The sequence below is a fragment of the Cupriavidus sp. SW-Y-13 genome (assembly GCF_009793345.1).
Lineage (GTDB): Bacteria > Pseudomonadota > Gammaproteobacteria > Burkholderiales > Burkholderiaceae > Cupriavidus.
In genome coordinates, this window is sequence record NZ_WHLX01000005.1 from 24,641 (window position 1) to 38,329 (window position 13,689).

At 60.5% G+C, this 13,689-nt stretch carries 16 protein-coding genes; 3 read left to right on the plus strand and 13 right to left on the minus strand.

What is annotated here, in order from left to right:
* Positions 1–63: 63 nt before the first annotated feature.
* Entirely contained in the window at positions 64–1,521 is a 1,458-nt protein-coding gene (locus tag GA566_RS31685) for a metallophosphatase family protein (protein ID WP_137924301.1), read from the minus strand.
* 96 nt (positions 1,522–1,617) lie between these two features.
* Complete coding sequence (locus tag GA566_RS31690) at positions 1,618–2,934, minus strand: hypothetical protein (RefSeq protein ID WP_370459395.1); 1,317 nt, start codon at positions 2,932–2,934, stop codon at positions 1,618–1,620.
* A gap of 913 nt (positions 2,935–3,847) precedes the next feature.
* Here GA566_RS31690 and GA566_RS31695 point away from each other — a divergent pair.
* From GA566_RS31695 to GA566_RS31705, 3 genes are read left to right on the plus strand one after another with little or no spacing between them, the layout of a single operon-like run.
* Positions 3,848–4,450 (plus strand): hypothetical protein, encoded by a 603-nt coding sequence (locus GA566_RS31695; protein WP_137924299.1) that lies wholly within the window; start codon positions 3,848–3,850, stop codon positions 4,448–4,450.
* Positions 4,451–4,475: 25 nt separating this feature from the next.
* Complete coding sequence (locus tag GA566_RS31700; protein ID WP_137924298.1) at positions 4,476–5,075, plus strand: hypothetical protein; 600 nt, start codon at positions 4,476–4,478, stop codon at positions 5,073–5,075.
* Positions 5,076–5,087: 12 nt separating this feature from the next.
* Complete coding sequence (locus GA566_RS31705) at positions 5,088–5,495, plus strand: polymer-forming cytoskeletal protein (protein WP_137924297.1); 408 nt, start codon at positions 5,088–5,090, stop codon at positions 5,493–5,495.
* 111 nt (positions 5,496–5,606) lie between these two features.
* On the opposite strand, the gene GA566_RS31710 is transcribed toward GA566_RS31705, so the two are convergent.
* The 11 genes from GA566_RS31710 to GA566_RS31760 form a co-directional block, all read right to left on the minus strand.
* Positions 5,607–5,987: a hypothetical protein gene (locus GA566_RS31710; protein ID WP_137924296.1), complete on the minus strand. Its 381-nt coding sequence runs from the start codon at positions 5,985–5,987 to the stop codon at positions 5,607–5,609.
* A gap of 278 nt (positions 5,988–6,265) precedes the next feature.
* Complete coding sequence (locus tag GA566_RS31715; protein ID WP_160475173.1) at positions 6,266–7,237, minus strand: DUF932 domain-containing protein; 972 nt, start codon at positions 7,235–7,237, stop codon at positions 6,266–6,268.
* Positions 7,238–7,698: 461 nt separating this feature from the next.
* A complete protein-coding gene (locus tag GA566_RS31720) occupies positions 7,699–9,249 on the minus strand; it encodes a hypothetical protein (RefSeq protein WP_137924294.1) in 1,551 nt (516 codons plus the stop codon).
* 63 nt (positions 9,250–9,312) lie between these two features.
* Positions 9,313–9,666 (minus strand): hypothetical protein, encoded by a 354-nt coding sequence (locus tag GA566_RS31725; protein ID WP_137924293.1) that lies wholly within the window; start codon positions 9,664–9,666, stop codon positions 9,313–9,315.
* Between the two features lie 60 nt (positions 9,667–9,726).
* On the minus strand, positions 9,727–10,119 hold the full coding sequence (locus GA566_RS31730) for a hypothetical protein (RefSeq protein ID WP_137924292.1): 393 nt from the start codon (positions 10,117–10,119) through the stop codon (positions 9,727–9,729).
* Positions 10,120–10,340: 221 nt separating this feature from the next.
* Positions 10,341–10,814 carry a hypothetical protein gene (locus GA566_RS31735; RefSeq protein ID WP_137924291.1) on the minus strand — a complete coding sequence of 158 codons (474 nt, stop codon included), beginning with the start codon at positions 10,812–10,814 and terminating at the stop codon, positions 10,341–10,343.
* Positions 10,815–10,824: 10 nt separating this feature from the next.
* On the minus strand, positions 10,825–11,100 hold the full coding sequence (locus tag GA566_RS31740) for a hypothetical protein (protein ID WP_237380985.1): 276 nt from the start codon (positions 11,098–11,100) through the stop codon (positions 10,825–10,827).
* Between the two features lie 278 nt (positions 11,101–11,378).
* Complete coding sequence (locus GA566_RS31745) at positions 11,379–11,708, minus strand: hypothetical protein (protein WP_237380986.1); 330 nt, start codon at positions 11,706–11,708, stop codon at positions 11,379–11,381.
* Positions 11,709–11,871: 163 nt separating this feature from the next.
* A complete protein-coding gene (locus tag GA566_RS31750) occupies positions 11,872–12,345 on the minus strand; it encodes a glycine zipper 2TM domain-containing protein (protein ID WP_237380987.1) in 474 nt (157 codons plus the stop codon).
* A 149-nt stretch (positions 12,346–12,494) separates the two neighbouring features.
* Positions 12,495–13,268 carry a hypothetical protein gene (locus GA566_RS31755; RefSeq protein ID WP_137924287.1) on the minus strand — a complete coding sequence of 258 codons (774 nt, stop codon included), beginning with the start codon at positions 13,266–13,268 and terminating at the stop codon, positions 12,495–12,497.
* Positions 13,269–13,334: 66 nt separating this feature from the next.
* A complete protein-coding gene (locus GA566_RS31760; RefSeq protein WP_137924286.1) occupies positions 13,335–13,673 on the minus strand; it encodes a DUF3085 domain-containing protein in 339 nt (112 codons plus the stop codon).
* Positions 13,674–13,689: the final 16 nt, after the last annotated feature.

A 13,689-nucleotide genomic window follows, 5' to 3' on the forward strand; every position in this document is an offset into this window, starting at 1 on the left:
TTTCGACAACCTCAAAGGCTGTCGGAACATGGCTTTCGCAATGTTCTAGGGATTGGCGTATCGCTACGCAAAAAGATCGTCGGTCAACCAGTTCATTGGCGCCGCCGCGGTGGCAATGGGTGCTACCGGCTCCGCTAGCGATTCCAACAAGGCAGACGTCGCCTCGGGTGCGACGGCGGTTTCATCCAGGTCCAACTCGCTCAGTTTCGCAATGAAGGGCAGCGCGGCAGCTTCCACAACGCGGACCTCCTGCGTTACAGGGATGGACGTCTCCGCAAGACCAGCAAGCACTTGATCGGCAATCGCCTGTGCGTCGAGGTTTTCCAGCATCGAAAGATTGTCCAGCAACGGATTCGCGTCGACGCCCGTCAGTTCGCACCATCGTCCAACCTTCTCGGACAATGTTGCGGCCCGACTGATACCTTCGGCGCGACTGCGGACAGCCGGCAGCACACGTGCTTCCAGCTTGACTTCCGCACTGGCAGCGAAGACCGCTTCGATGGCCTCACGATCCACCAGTTGACGATGCTCCTCGTTGACTGTCCACCGCACGCGCACGTACTTGTGGGCAGCATCGGCAGCAATCTCGGCAAGCTTTGCCATGTCAGGCGGCCCGTCGAAGTCGATGCAGACGGCCTCGCTCGCCGGCGTCTTCACCTGGGTGGCTACCGCCTCTCCCGGTGAAACCTGCCACTGCAGATACCCCTTCGCTCCGATCTCGCCGTAGTGGAACCGTCCGATTGAGCCCGGGTAGGCAACCACCCTGCCCTCACGTTCCCACTGCTGGGCCCGGTGAATGTGGCCAAGCATGAACGCGTCGCAGCTGGCCTCGAACAGTGCCCCGATAGTGAACTCGTGGTCGAGTCCGGCCATCGGCACGCCGTGCTCCGTCTGGCAACCGTTGACGGTACCGTGTGAAACACCAATCGTGCGAACGCCCTGCGACCGCCATTGACGATTCACAGCACCCGCAGCCGCCAGATAGTCAGCCAGGTGATTACCCACCGCCGTCGCAGCGTTTGCCACGCCAGCCGCGGCCGCCAACACAGCCTTGTTGACCGTTGGCACGCAGGTGAACACAACGTCCGGCAGACCGTGCTGTGTCAGCAGCCGGTCCATTTCAACCTGGCTGAAAATCGCTCCATCGCTTGGAAAGAAAGCCCCGCCAACGAGCGCGACCTGGTGAATCCGATCCGCAACGTACACGGGATAACTTGCGCCGATCAGTCGAAACAGATCCAGCGTGCCGGGCGGTTCGTGGCTAAAGGTCCCTTGCAGCATGATGACCGGCAAGTGGGCCGACAACTGATGGATGCGCCGCGCCAGCGCCGAGAGTGCCGGCGTGTGGGCATCGAGCCGGTGGTCGGTCGAATCGCCCGACACCACAGCCACCTGGCAGCGACTTGCGATCGCGTCCTCTACAGCGAAGCCAAAACAACGATCCGCCTCGGCCAGATGACCAGGGGAGTAGTGCAAATCAGAGAAATGCGCAGCCAACAGGCTTTCGCCATCGTTGAGCATTGTGGAACCTCCAAGGGAATGTGCCGGCATGCGGCAAGAAAGAAGAAAGGGAAGCCCGTGGGCTTCCCTCAACTGCCGGCACAAGGCTGGCGATAGTTACGTAGCGACGTCGGCGGCGATGGCCGCCACCTGCTCACGGAATGCCATCGGATTGGCCAGCGCAGTGCGAAGTTCAGCCAAGAACCGCCGCACATCCTGATCCCGCTTGGACCAGCCACGTCCGAAGGTCGCCGCTGCAAAGGCTTTCAGCTGGCGGGTGCCATCCTCGCTGTTGAGCCCAAGGCGCTTCACGAGATCGAGGTATTCGCTCTCCAGGTTCTCGGTACCCGCCGTATCGGACGCGGGTGCCGAGCTAGCGGCCTGATCTACGCCAATCTCCGTTGCGCCGGCCTGCGGCGTAATGGTGGCGTCATCGGCCTGGCCGTCATCTGGCAGAGGATCTTCCCGGTCGCCTTCGAGCATCGAGGCGGCCTGTTCTGCCATCTCCAATGCCGGCGGGCGCCTGTCCGAACCATCAAGCAACGCAGCGATGTCGATCTCCGCGTCGAGCGTGATGAGCCATTGCATCTGGCGCACTGGCTGACCGGAGTCATCGATGCGGCTGATCTCGATCTCCTGTTTCGACATCCAGAACTTGATGCCGACCAGCTTGCCGCGAGCCATGAAAACGGTCTGCATGGCGGCGTGAGCCTTTTGCAGAACGTAAATCGAGGTCGTGGGCATTTCGATCAGACCGAGGCCAATAGCGGAGGGCACGGCAAAAAAGAAACTGGCCGAGAGGTTACAGTTACCGGCTTGGTACTGTGGGCACTCCTGCGGATCGCAAATGCCATCCTGGATGTGTTCGTCCTGACGCAGGATGACGGTGCGGCCGTTCCACGTGCGCTTTGCACGGTCGGCCCGCGCATCGCGGACGGGCGCAGCGTACATCTTGCAGTAGCGCCTGCCGTCAGGGCCGTACTCCGAGAAGTACTGCCTGCCGCTCTTCGTCCATGCAACGAGTTGGTTGGGCATGTTGCTCAGCCAATCGTCGAACGCAAAGACCAACGGAAAGCGCCAGAGTCGCCGTCCGTGACCATCATTTCGGTCCTCGCCGTAGCGCTGCACGATGTCTTGCGCCAGCGCCGGGTTGGCGAAGTCAGAACCCCGGCAGGTGAACCACGGGACGTTTTTTGGAACCATCGGCGTCTTGATGCCAGTCGCCCTGGTGATGTCGGCCGAAATGCGCTCGAAGCTCTCGCCTCTGGCCAGTCCGGCATCGTGAATCCTCACGGCTTCGGGCTTGTCGCGCGCAGCTCTGGTCAGGACCTTGATGCCGGGCCGGATCTTGCCAATGACAGGCGGCCGCATGGGCCGCTCTTCTAGCAGGCTTCGGCGTCCGCCGGGCTCGCTGTAGGTGATGGGTGCATGCATTCGCTCTTTCTCCTATCAAGGAAACGAACGACATTCGCCCGGATGGACGCAGCATGCTCCCGAAGGCGCAAGGCTGTGTCTGCCCCGCGCTGGGTCGTTACTAGATTGAGGAAGTTCGCTCTCGCGGCTTCCGGTAGACCGGCGACGTGAGCCGCCTCACAAAGTGCCCGCCACGCCTGCGGCATGTCCTTATATTCGGGACGGCGCAGGTTCAGCGTTGCCGCGATGGCGGCGGAAATCTCGGCGTTCTGGTGGTGCATCGGGTGCTCCTGGAATCGAGGTCTCTCATCCAGAAACAAAAAAAGCCCGCCCCGGTTTGCGCCGGCAGCGAGCTTTGTTAGACAGGAACCTGCAACGCCACGCCCCTTCCGGGGGCGTGGCATCGAGGGAGCGGCGCACGAATGCGCGCTGCTCTATGTTGAGGACGTAAAGTCGCCCTCGTGCAGCATGGTCACGCTGCACAACAACCCTTTTCGCGAACCCACAGGTTCGGCCGCAGGTTCACGGATCGGCTCGACGTCTGCCGTTCTGCCTAGGAGGGGCCTTTGAGAGAGCTCCACATGGTCCCAGGCTCGAACGGTGTCCTGCGTGCGCTCATGAAGAGGCACAGCAAGGAACGCGTATTACGAGCTGATGAGGGGGAAGTGTTCGGCGAAAACACTTAGCACAAGAAGTATCCACACTGGTAGCCAACCAGTCGGCGCGTGCACAGAAGCACGACTTGATTCAACAGATGGACTCACGAGGAGTCGGGGTCGATGCGTCAGAGACGCGAGGTGTGATTGAATTCTGACACAGAGGCCTCCTAAAAAAAGTCAAAAAGCTCGCGAATTTCGTATAGCTTTCTCGGGGCGGTCTCGGCCAATTCTCGCTCACAATTTGTTACTGAGAGAGATCCTATAACACATGGAACATGGCCGAACCCTCCCACCACCTGCCAGATGGTGAACCGCGCCCGGTACCCGTCGTTTCATCCGGTGACGTGCCACCTTCCCCTGCCTCCAGCTCGGGCCCGAAGCCGATCCGGCGAATGCTTAGCGAGACGCGCGTCTCGAAGATCGTTCCTCAAACGGATAGCGGCACAGAAATCGCCTATTGCACAGACTTCGTACGGAACTTCCTTCGCAGCGACTACAACTTTTGTGCAGCCAAGTTTTCTGTTGCTAGTAAGTCAAAAACGCTCGCACTGGACGAGGCATTCCGTGAAGCTCAGCAATGGATGGACAAAAAGCTAAGCTGGATCGAGGACAAGCCTCGCCGGTACATCAGCATGAAGTTCAGTGATCGGCAAATCGTTGTGACCCACCCGCTTGCCGGCCGGCTAATCCGATTGCTGAACCAGCATGATCGCTTAGTACATCGAGCCCTCGGCGCCTACGTCGCCCAAACCATCAACGACAAAGAAAAAGACGACGCCATTCTTGGCGCGGCTCGGCACATTCGAGCCATTCATCGGCTCTGCATCCCCGATAACGACAGATTCTCCCCGGATGGCAAGCTGTCTGACGGAGCATAAGGCGATCAACGAATAGGCATGAATAATGGACATTCAAGAACTGCAGAAGCTTCATAGTCAATACGCTCAGCCGCCCCTTACCATCGACGTTCAGTCTTCCGACGCCATCTCCATGGCCCCTGGGGTTCACGCTCTCCCCGGCCCGGATCAACCGAACACATCCAGCGAAAGTCAGGGGAACCTCGGCGCGTTGCAACGTAAAGCCCTGTTGGTCGGGCTTGTCCTCGTTATGGCGGCCGCTGCTTATGGCATTGGGAGCTGGATGGGATCTTCACAGAAGCGCAAACCGGTGGAAGAGCGCGAGCAGGCAGCTGCGCTACAAAACCGTACTGGCGTAACAGCATCGGACCACGAGTGGCCGGCAGCTTCCGCAGCTGTGCCTGGCAAGCCAGCGGATCCAGCCTCCGCACCGGTCGTCATCGAGCCGCAGAGCCAAGCCACGAACGTCCGAGCAACAACAACTCAGGAGCAGCCCGCCGAGCAGCGGCCTGAGGTAAAGCTACCGCCGAAGAAGCCGCAGGTCACGAATGCGCCCCACCCCGTCCAGCAAACTGCGCCGTCTCATCAGCCTGTGAAAGCGGTATTGCCGACCAAGCAGCAAGGCAATGAGATCACCCTTTTCTGAGAGCATTGGCCAATGACACAACCAGCAAATTTCAGCCTCATCCGACCAGGTCTCAGCATCCACGGAGATATCGTTGCAGATCACGGCATCAGTTGTTTCGGGCTCATTGATGGAGACCTACGCGCATCGCGGGGGTTGGTACACATCGGAGCGGAGGGACTGGTCCGAGGTATGGTGCAAGGCGAGCACGTCGTTATTGACGGCACTGTTGAGGGCGACGTCGCAGCAAGAACATCGCTTCATATCAACGGCAAGGTAAAAGGCCGCATCATGTACGCTGGCACGATACGCCTAGGCGTCTCCGCGTCTCTCGATGGCACAATTAGCCGCGTCTCATCGACGCTTTGCACGGATGCGACCGAAGCGACGATCGCTTCGTCGACAGCGATGGAAAGCGAGACCATCGAGGCCAAAGTCTGAGCGTGCTCATCGTAAAATCCCGAAAAGGCAGCACAAAAGCAACGTCTTTCTAAGGTAGCAAGCAAAAATAGGGGGCCAACACACGAGTGTGTCGGCCCCTTTTTATTCCCGCTACAGTTGCTTCATGCTGACGATCTCTTCGACTGTGAAGAGCCTTTTGACTGTGATCCAGGGTCCTGGATGGTCTGCTGCATCAAGAAAGGCGACAAGCGGTACGCGGCTGTCGATGATGCAATCAAATTTTCGTGCACCCCTCACGTAGTCCTCTATGAGGTAACGCTTTCCGTGGCGCAGTTCAAACTCCAACAAGTCCTGCTCGATGCAGATCCCTGCGATAGCGCCGTTTGCGGGCGTCGCAGCAACTCTGAGCCAAGCATCGAATGAATCGAATTGTTCTTGAAGTCGTACATTTGATAGCCACTCTTCAACGCGAACGGCAAGTCCGTGTCGCGGCAGCCTGTCGACTTTGATATGTAGTGGATGGGATTCCAAGGCATGCTCCCTGGTCCCTCCCCGTCGTACGCAGCCACGTCGAATCCTATTGCCATATGCAAGGTCGTCGCGCAACGCGATTATCTTGGCAAATGGAACAATCCGGCTCATGAGCTTCAATGCGGCGTAAGTAATAGACGATGGAGTTCCCAAAAAGAAAAAAGCCCCGGGGTCAGCCGGGGCTTCATACCTGAAACGACCACTCCAATACCAGACTACGGCATCGGAGCAGATCGCTTGAGGTCGGGTTTAGTAGAAGGGCTCCAGACCCGAAGGTCTTAGGCCGCGTCAGCTGCGAGTTCGAGGGCTGCGTCCCAAGCGCGCTGCTTGAGAATTGCGCCGGGGCCGAACCACGCCGAATCCAGACGGTTGCCAGGGTTGCGTGCACGCTGCTGGTGATCGACATACTCGGTCACGCTGTTCACGAGACCCCAGGCGGTGCCTGCAGCCGATTGCAGCGTTGCACCGCGGCCATTACCTTCGAAGAGACTGAGCACTGCCTTCAGGCCGCGCTCATTCATCTTGGGATTGTCCGAGGGCTTGGCAGTCGAGTAGGTGAAGAGTCGCTGGAAGAACCGCTCCGTCTCGGCCTGGCTGACCTTGCGGTCGGCCAGTTCGTGCATGTTGGCCATGAAGCCATCCCACGACGAAATGGCAATGCCAAGCTCTTCCTTCACGGCGCGCGGATCGAACTGGCTACGGTGCGGCACCTTCACGGCGCCACGGTTGCGGCCCAACGCGATCTGCAGCGTGTTGTTGCACACCACGCGAACCGAGGTGAACTGAGCAGTGGTGGCCAGCGTACCGTCGCAGGCCGTGGCCAGCAGCAGGTAGCCGCGCACCTCGTCACCGCCCTTGAGCGTGGCCGATTGTCCTGTGCGCGCGAGCGCCCAGAGCTTGCGGCCCTCCTTCAGCACACCAGCCGTTTCCAACTGGTATCCGCCTACCTGAACAAGGTCCCTATAAAATTCTAGGATCTCGGCGGGTTGGACAACCTGGTACCGCTGCGATACCGTCGACAGCGGCTTGCCGTTGTCGGATCGGTACAGCACCTTCTGCTCAGGGAACGACTTGATCGGATCGAGGTCATGCGTGCCAACGCGGAACATCACGTCGGTCTCCTCGATGCGCCAGTTCATGCCTGCGGCTTCGGCCCAGACTTCGAGCGGCTGATGCTCGGCCAACCGGTTACCCAGGCCGTGCCAGGGGGTTGCGCCAGCGTAAGCCATCGTTTGAACGAGATGGGACATGGGATTGCTCCTAGAAATGGAATAGCGCGAGCGAGAGCCAGTGCTTTCGATCGCAAATGAAATAAAGGGAATGAAAAAAGAAGAGAAAGACGGCCGGGCCGGAAGCGCGGTCGCCTGGGAGACGCTCGCCATCACCGCCGGCAGCGATGAGTGACAACGCGCCGCGTGGCTACAGCAAGGTGAGGTACATCGGAATCGTGGAGATGCCCACGGAGCCGTCCCATCAGGGAGCGGTCCCTGTGGGCGGTTTCAAGAGATAACCGGCGTGCCGGCGTTTGGGTCGATGCGTCGGAGACGCGGGTAAAACTCGGTTTGGACTGAACGGTTTTCAGTGCAAACAGAGCTCTGTCGGTATCGCTAAGGCTATCGCGAAAGCGGTGTCGCGCACCCGTCGAAAGCTCGGCATTTGGGTAGCTGATTTGAGAAAAAACCCCCAGCCAAGACGGCCGGGGGGGTAATAATCATGCAATCGCCTCAGATGCGTTTTGCTCGAGGCGCGCGCGCGCGTAGTCCAGCGTACCGTCCTTGGCGCGCAACGGCCGCGAGATCCGCTTCACCGGATCGTGAATCCAGTAGCGTGTGACGCTTCCCCGCCGCTCGTCGAGGAGCCGCGAGAAGCCCGCAGCGATGCAGAAGTCAACATACTCGCGCCCGTTCATGGCCTGACCGGTTTCGAGTCGGTAGGTCGTGCCCTCGGCGCGCGACTTCGCGTCTGCGACCACCCTATCAGCCCGCTTGCGCGCTTTTGATATGGCAGCCTGGGCTTCCCACTCCGCTTGCTCGGCGAGCGAGAATCCGCACAGGTCGAACAGGCGCCGTCGCCGCTCGGCAGAAGTGCATTGCAGGACATCGACACCATACTCATCGCGCAGTGCGCGCTTCGACTCGGTGTTCCAGTCTTTGGGCCCGTCGAAGATGTCCAGCACCACCGCGATATTGCGCTCCATGACGGCCAGCGCGACCCGATTGGGCCACTCGTAGCCATACCCGTCACGCTCGATCACTGCCGCCCGCAATCGTCGATCCAGTTCGCGCTGGCTGATGTTGAACGCTTCGCGCTCTGCACCGGCCCTGTCCACAGCTTCCTGATATCGCCGCTGGCAAATCAGGGTGCGAATTCGCGCCGCCAGCTTCGTTGCCGGCTGAGCGTTCGCTCCCTCCAGAGGCTTGGGTGTGGGCATGGTCCGCGGTGGCAGGATGCCGGCCGCGTACAGCGCGTCGTCGACGTGCACATAGTTCCCGTCGCGCGGCACGTCTCGCAGCGCAGCGATCAGCTTGCCGACGTTGTGTGTCGTGATTTCCAGCTTCTCGCTGCGCATGGTTTGGCAGAGCGCTTGCAGAACGCTGGGCGACAATGCCCCGCGCAGCGCCGGCACCTCGATCAACGGACGCATCCACAACTCGGAGCGGGCGTGATGCGGGTTGTCGCGATAGGTGTTGATGATGCATTCGCGCACCTTTTCGCCACGCATCAGCGCATAAGCAACATGGACTTCGTGACGGCAGTTGGGAGGCGCGGTCGGGTGATACAACGGCCCGTTCGTGCCATAGCCAAAGCGGCGGAAAAACTCGCCGCAAATGAAGTCGGTAATGTCGAAATCCCCCTGGTCTTCGAAGAGGTCCACTGTCTGGAACAGCGGCCCGGCGTCGGCTTGGGACATATCGATGGCTTCTGCCGGAAAGTACGCCAGGCGGCCGGCGGCCACCACGGCGCCCCAGGCGGCGCGGCTCATCTCGTGGGGGCGCAAGATCTTGCCGCCGACACGAACAATGAAGCGATCAACCTCGTCGAGGATCAGGGAAAGGATGGCACGGCGGGTACCGGCCGGCCGAACGGCAAAATTGCCGCTGGCGAGTCGTTCGACAGGGATCGCACCGCGTTCAACGTGGCGCACTGCGATATCTTCGACACGCGGCGCAGCCTTGCCGTCGCGGTCATCGTTCAGATACTGCAGCACGCCAGCGAGCGTCGTGCGATGTTCGGCGCGCTGGCCGATGTGAATGACGTACATAGTGGCTCCAGGACGGAGCATGCCCCTTCGGGGACATGCCCCGATAGGGTTGGAAGGGATGGCTTATGCAGGCTCTGCCGCTCTCGCGACGTGGATCGCCTGTAGCAGTTCGGGGGAAGTGATGCGCCAGATGGCACCCCGGAGGTTGCCGACGGCAATCGTGCGAGTCGGCTGGAGGCAGTCTGAGTCGAGCAGCGCAACCACGGTCGACATAGGCAGGCGCCAGATGCCGACGATCACCTCATCGTCCGCAAGCGTTTCGCTGGGGACGTTAGCGGTGAAGGTCTCGTAGATATCGCCGGTCGTCATTTCGACCAGCGACAACGCAGGGCGGTCGTTGACTGCATAGACCTCCGCTGCGATGTGCAATGGACCGGGCGATCCGGCCAGACCGGTTCCGTCGATGGTGATGGGCATGGGAATCTCCCATAGGCCCACCGCCTTGCGGGATGGGCCCGCAAGGGTTGAAGGGATCGGTCAGGCGACGACGGCCGAGCGCCGCGCGGCTTTGCCACGACTGGCCACAACACGTGCCGCCGCGACTTCCGTAAGGATTTCGGCATCGACAATGCGCCAGACTTCGCCCCGGTCAAAGCCGACCTGGTTCCAACGGCCGGTTTGCACGAACTTGCCGGTTTCAAGCAAGGCAGCCTTGAGGTCGAGGGGCAGGATCCAATCGTCCGTGACGAGGATCTCGTCGTCGGCAAGCGTGGCATCAGGCAGATTCACCGACAGCACGCCGTAGGGCATGTCGTCATCAGCGCAGACAAACGAAATGGCTGCGCGAAGGTTGGTCGAATAGACGCTGGCGCGCAGCAGGACGCCAGCCGGGTAGCTGGCCAGGCCTGCGCCATAGACGGTACTGTTCATCGGGATGCATCCTTGGATGGGAGACGTCCCGACGGGACGGCGCCCGTGTGGGTGTAGAAAACAAAAAACGCACCCCGAGGGGTGCGTTCAAGCGGTGAGCCGACGAATCGGCTCCTGAGAAGGGATTGGCTAGTCCTTGTGGATGCGGCGGCCGTTGCGGTCAGCCCACAGCATGTATGCCGCGATCAGCAGGCCCAGCAACAGAACAAATGGTCCAAACATCACTTTTCTCCTTTAGAGAGGACAGCGCCTACGGCGAATAGTACAACACCGAACGCCAGAAGGCTTGCGCAGTTCACGACGGATGTTGCGGTCCAACCAGGCAAGCCTGCTCCGTAGCCAACAGCACCAACTACCGCCGATATCGACAGCGTGTGGCAATAGCGGCCATGCTGCAGGCGCTGGTCCTTCGTCGGTGCAATGACCGAGGATTTGAGCTCGTCCAGGAACCCGGGACGCGTGGCATGCGAGCGGTCGACGCGGTACGCCCCCGTTTCGTCACGAACGAGCGGGTATTCGAAGCCGCGCTCGACAAGCAGAAGCACATGCTCGTCACCGCTGGCGCCGATCTGCTCGACCAACGATGTGATACGCGCCGGCACGGCGACGAGATTCTGTGAACCTTCATACCGGACCGAACAGGAGACTTCGACCCCGTTCGTGGCGCGAAAAACCACCTTTGCAATGCGCGACATGAGCAGCTCCTCAGCCGCGCCGGCCGGCCACCACGCGCAGCGTAGCGACCAGATTGGCGTAGCCTTGCTCGCTGGCCAGCGAATCAACGCTGACCGCGTTATCTCGGCCGCCGGTGAGGTCATGGCGACCGCGGCATGTCCGGTAGGACATAAGCACGCCACCTTCGGCACCAGCGGGATGCTGGATCTCGATGAGCAGCGAGTCGGTATGCAACGCGAACACGTTGACATCGCGACGACGCTGGCGATGCTCGCGGATGGTGTATTCGCGCGGGCTGAGCGCCATGTCGCCGGCGAAACGACGGAGAACACGGCAAGCATCCCGACGAATTGCCTGGCAGGCTGTGGAATTGGTCGGTTGGTGCCGACGGGTAAAGGACTTGGGGACTTTCATGGGAGCCTCGATATAGACGGGACATCCCTTCCCCATGGGACGAGTGTCCCAGCTGGGTTGGTGGTCCGGACGATGCCGGACATGGGTCGATGCGTCAGTGACGCGGGTGAAAACGACTTGCCGAAGCCTCAGGGCTTGGGCAAGCCCTCTCGGGCATGCACGCTGCGATGTCAGGTGACGTCGAGCAATTTACTGATCGCACGAACGAGATCCCAGCCATGCTGTTGGGACAACGTCTTGCCGATCAGGAGCTTTTGCAGGGCTGTCGTGCGCTTTGGAGCCTCACCGGCATAGCCGATGTGGTCAACATAGACAATCCAGCCTTCCGACGTCCCTCTGTAAAGAGAAACGGCGAGACGATCGCGTGCGCCGAGTTTCGGCCACGGCCGATCCGGCTTAGGACCATACAGGGCTTCGTTGCCATCGCCCGGAAAGTTGGCGGAATCCAGCCATTCCGGCTCCAGCTCGGTACCCCGGAGGGCCGCTGTGATCTGGTCCAAGACCTCTGCAATCGATTTGCCATCGGTGAGGACGGGCGAGAATTTCGGGGGTGCGTCTGCCACGGGTGGCATAAATAGCTCCGATGGACGCACGGAGCCCCGCACGGGGACTCCGTGCGGGGAAGGTGAAAGAATTTGGGGATCCGACTGGAACCCGATTGAATTAGCGCGTCAGACGGTAACCGCCACCGGACGCCACGAGGTAGAGCTGCTGCCCCGTGACGAACTGTTGGTCGGCATCCTGCGTGACGGCGATCTGGCTGCCATTCTCCTTGCGGACAATGACTTCCAGGCCTTCGCGGCGGTTCATGCGGCTAGCCACAGCTTGCGCTGCAACAGCCGACACCGTGCCGGACATCGCGCCGGCAATGTAACGTCCATTGCCGCCGCCAATGACACGGGCACCGAGCAGGCCACCCACGACCGCCCCAACGATACCGGGGACGCCGCTATTGGCCGACGTGTAGCCATCGCTGTCGACGATCGTGACCTGGCGGACACGGACGACAGTGACAACTTCAACGGCGCCAGTGCGCAGAGCTTCCGAACTGCGATAGGCATTCGGAGACGTCTGCTGGACAGCGCAGCCGGTGAAGATGACCGAGCAAAGGAAAAGCGAAACGATGCGCTTGAACATGATGGCCTCAAATGAAAAAAGGGCCAACATGCCCACGGGCAGGAAGGCCCGTAGGTGGGAGAAGAAAAAAGCTGTCCGGCTATACAACCGGAAGTGTCGATGCGTCTGAGACGCGGTAGGTGCACGAATCTTAGCAGCCGTTACAGGAATCAGCAACGATTGATGCGCGCGATTGCCAGGGCATCCACGAGTGAGATGCCGTACTCCGCAGCGGGGTCTGCATGGAGCCAGAGCGGGGAACCGCATAGGGGGTTGAAAATCTCTTCGCCCCCCGAGACGAATACCAGTCGCGGAAGCGGTTCTCCACTTTCATCGTCATGCATGGTGATGTACAGCCCGAGCCGCGGATAGCGACCGTGGTACCGTGCGAGGTCAGCGACCGTCGCACCGCGCAAGCTTCCAGCATCAGCGCCGAAGAACCGGAAGCCCGGAACGGAAACCTCGCGACCGAGCTGCCGCGTCAATGCAAATGCGCGCTTGGCAGTCATGATGGCAAGGTATTGTGCCAACCCGTAGACGTCGAAGACGAACTGGTTGGCCAGCTTGCCCGTTACCGCGCCGACCGCCCCATGCGAGGCAAATTCCCAATACGCCGCGTAGCCCATGTACACGAAGACTTGCACAAAAATCAAGGCGGCGGCCGCATAGTCGTCGACACGCCTCATCGCCTGAGAATCAACAGCGACTGTGCGCGAGCGGACAACACCCCAGAAAAACCAGCTGATTGCTACCAGCATGGCCGGAAACCCGATGGCGGCAAGGAAATGCTCGCCGCAGGCCATGAGCTCCCGTGGAATGGCTAGCCAATCCGCCGCGTAGTAGCCCTTGTATTCGAAGTATCGGAAGGCGCGCGACGCCAAAGCAACGCCGCAGAATCCAACGGCGAGACGAATATTTGTGAGAAGAAACTTTCTAGCGTTCATCGTTGGAGAGAAGAGGAAGGAGACGCGCCGCCTCACAAGGCCAGGCGGCACGTTTCGCATTGCGGGTCAGGCGAACGAGTCCAGGCGGATTGACGTTGCGTTCACGGTGATGCGGACCTTCTGAGTCGCAGGGATTTCCAGCGCCTTGCGCAAGTCGACCAGCGGCAAGTGCTCACCAAAGTCATCGCCACCGAAACTGCGGCGCGCGTTTTCATAGAAATCGGCGTCCTTCGCAGGATTGCAGCCCTTGAAATAGAACAGGCACTGCTTATCGGGCGTGGCACCCGTGCTGTAGCCGACATACGCACCGTGGTCCTTCGCGATGAAAAACTGGTCCGAACCAGCCGCATCGCAGAAGGCGACGAGCGATGCGACCTGCGTGCGGGAAAGAGTGATCTGAGGCATGAAAGTGCTCCTAGAG

What these genes read in the sequence shown, in the direction of transcription:
- GA566_RS31685 (WP_137924301.1), bottom strand. Translation starts at nt 1,521, where the DNA reads ATGCTCAACGATGGCGAAAGCCTGTTGGCTGCGCATTTCTCTGATTTG.
- GA566_RS31690 (WP_370459395.1), bottom strand. Translation starts at nt 2,934, where the DNA reads ATGCATGCACCCATCACCTACAGCGAGCCCGGCGGACGCCGAAGCCTG.
- GA566_RS31695 (WP_137924299.1), top strand. Translation starts at nt 3,848, where the DNA reads ATGGCCGAACCCTCCCACCACCTGCCAGATGGTGAACCGCGCCCGGTA.
- GA566_RS31700 (WP_137924298.1), top strand. Translation starts at nt 4,476, where the DNA reads ATGGACATTCAAGAACTGCAGAAGCTTCATAGTCAATACGCTCAGCCG.
- GA566_RS31705 (WP_137924297.1), top strand. Translation starts at nt 5,088, where the DNA reads ATGACACAACCAGCAAATTTCAGCCTCATCCGACCAGGTCTCAGCATC.
- GA566_RS31715 (WP_160475173.1), bottom strand. Translation starts at nt 7,237, where the DNA reads ATGTCCCATCTCGTTCAAACGATGGCTTACGCTGGCGCAACCCCCTGG.
- GA566_RS31720 (WP_137924294.1), bottom strand. Translation starts at nt 9,249, where the DNA reads ATGTACGTCATTCACATCGGCCAGCGCGCCGAACATCGCACGACGCTC.
- GA566_RS31725 (WP_137924293.1), bottom strand. Translation starts at nt 9,666, where the DNA reads ATGCCCATCACCATCGACGGAACCGGTCTGGCCGGATCGCCCGGTCCA.
- GA566_RS31730 (WP_137924292.1), bottom strand. Translation starts at nt 10,119, where the DNA reads ATGAACAGTACCGTCTATGGCGCAGGCCTGGCCAGCTACCCGGCTGGC.
- GA566_RS31735 (WP_137924291.1), bottom strand. Translation starts at nt 10,814, where the DNA reads ATGTCGCGCATTGCAAAGGTGGTTTTTCGCGCCACGAACGGGGTCGAA.
- GA566_RS31740 (WP_237380985.1), bottom strand. Translation starts at nt 11,100, where the DNA reads ATGGCGCTCAGCCCGCGCGAATACACCATCCGCGAGCATCGCCAGCGT.
- GA566_RS31750 (WP_237380987.1), bottom strand. Translation starts at nt 12,345, where the DNA reads ATGTTCAAGCGCATCGTTTCGCTTTTCCTTTGCTCGGTCATCTTCACC.
- GA566_RS31755 (WP_137924287.1), bottom strand. Translation starts at nt 13,268, where the DNA reads ATGAACGCTAGAAAGTTTCTTCTCACAAATATTCGTCTCGCCGTTGGA.
- GA566_RS31760 (WP_137924286.1), bottom strand. Translation starts at nt 13,673, where the DNA reads ATGCCTCAGATCACTCTTTCCCGCACGCAGGTCGCATCGCTCGTCGCC.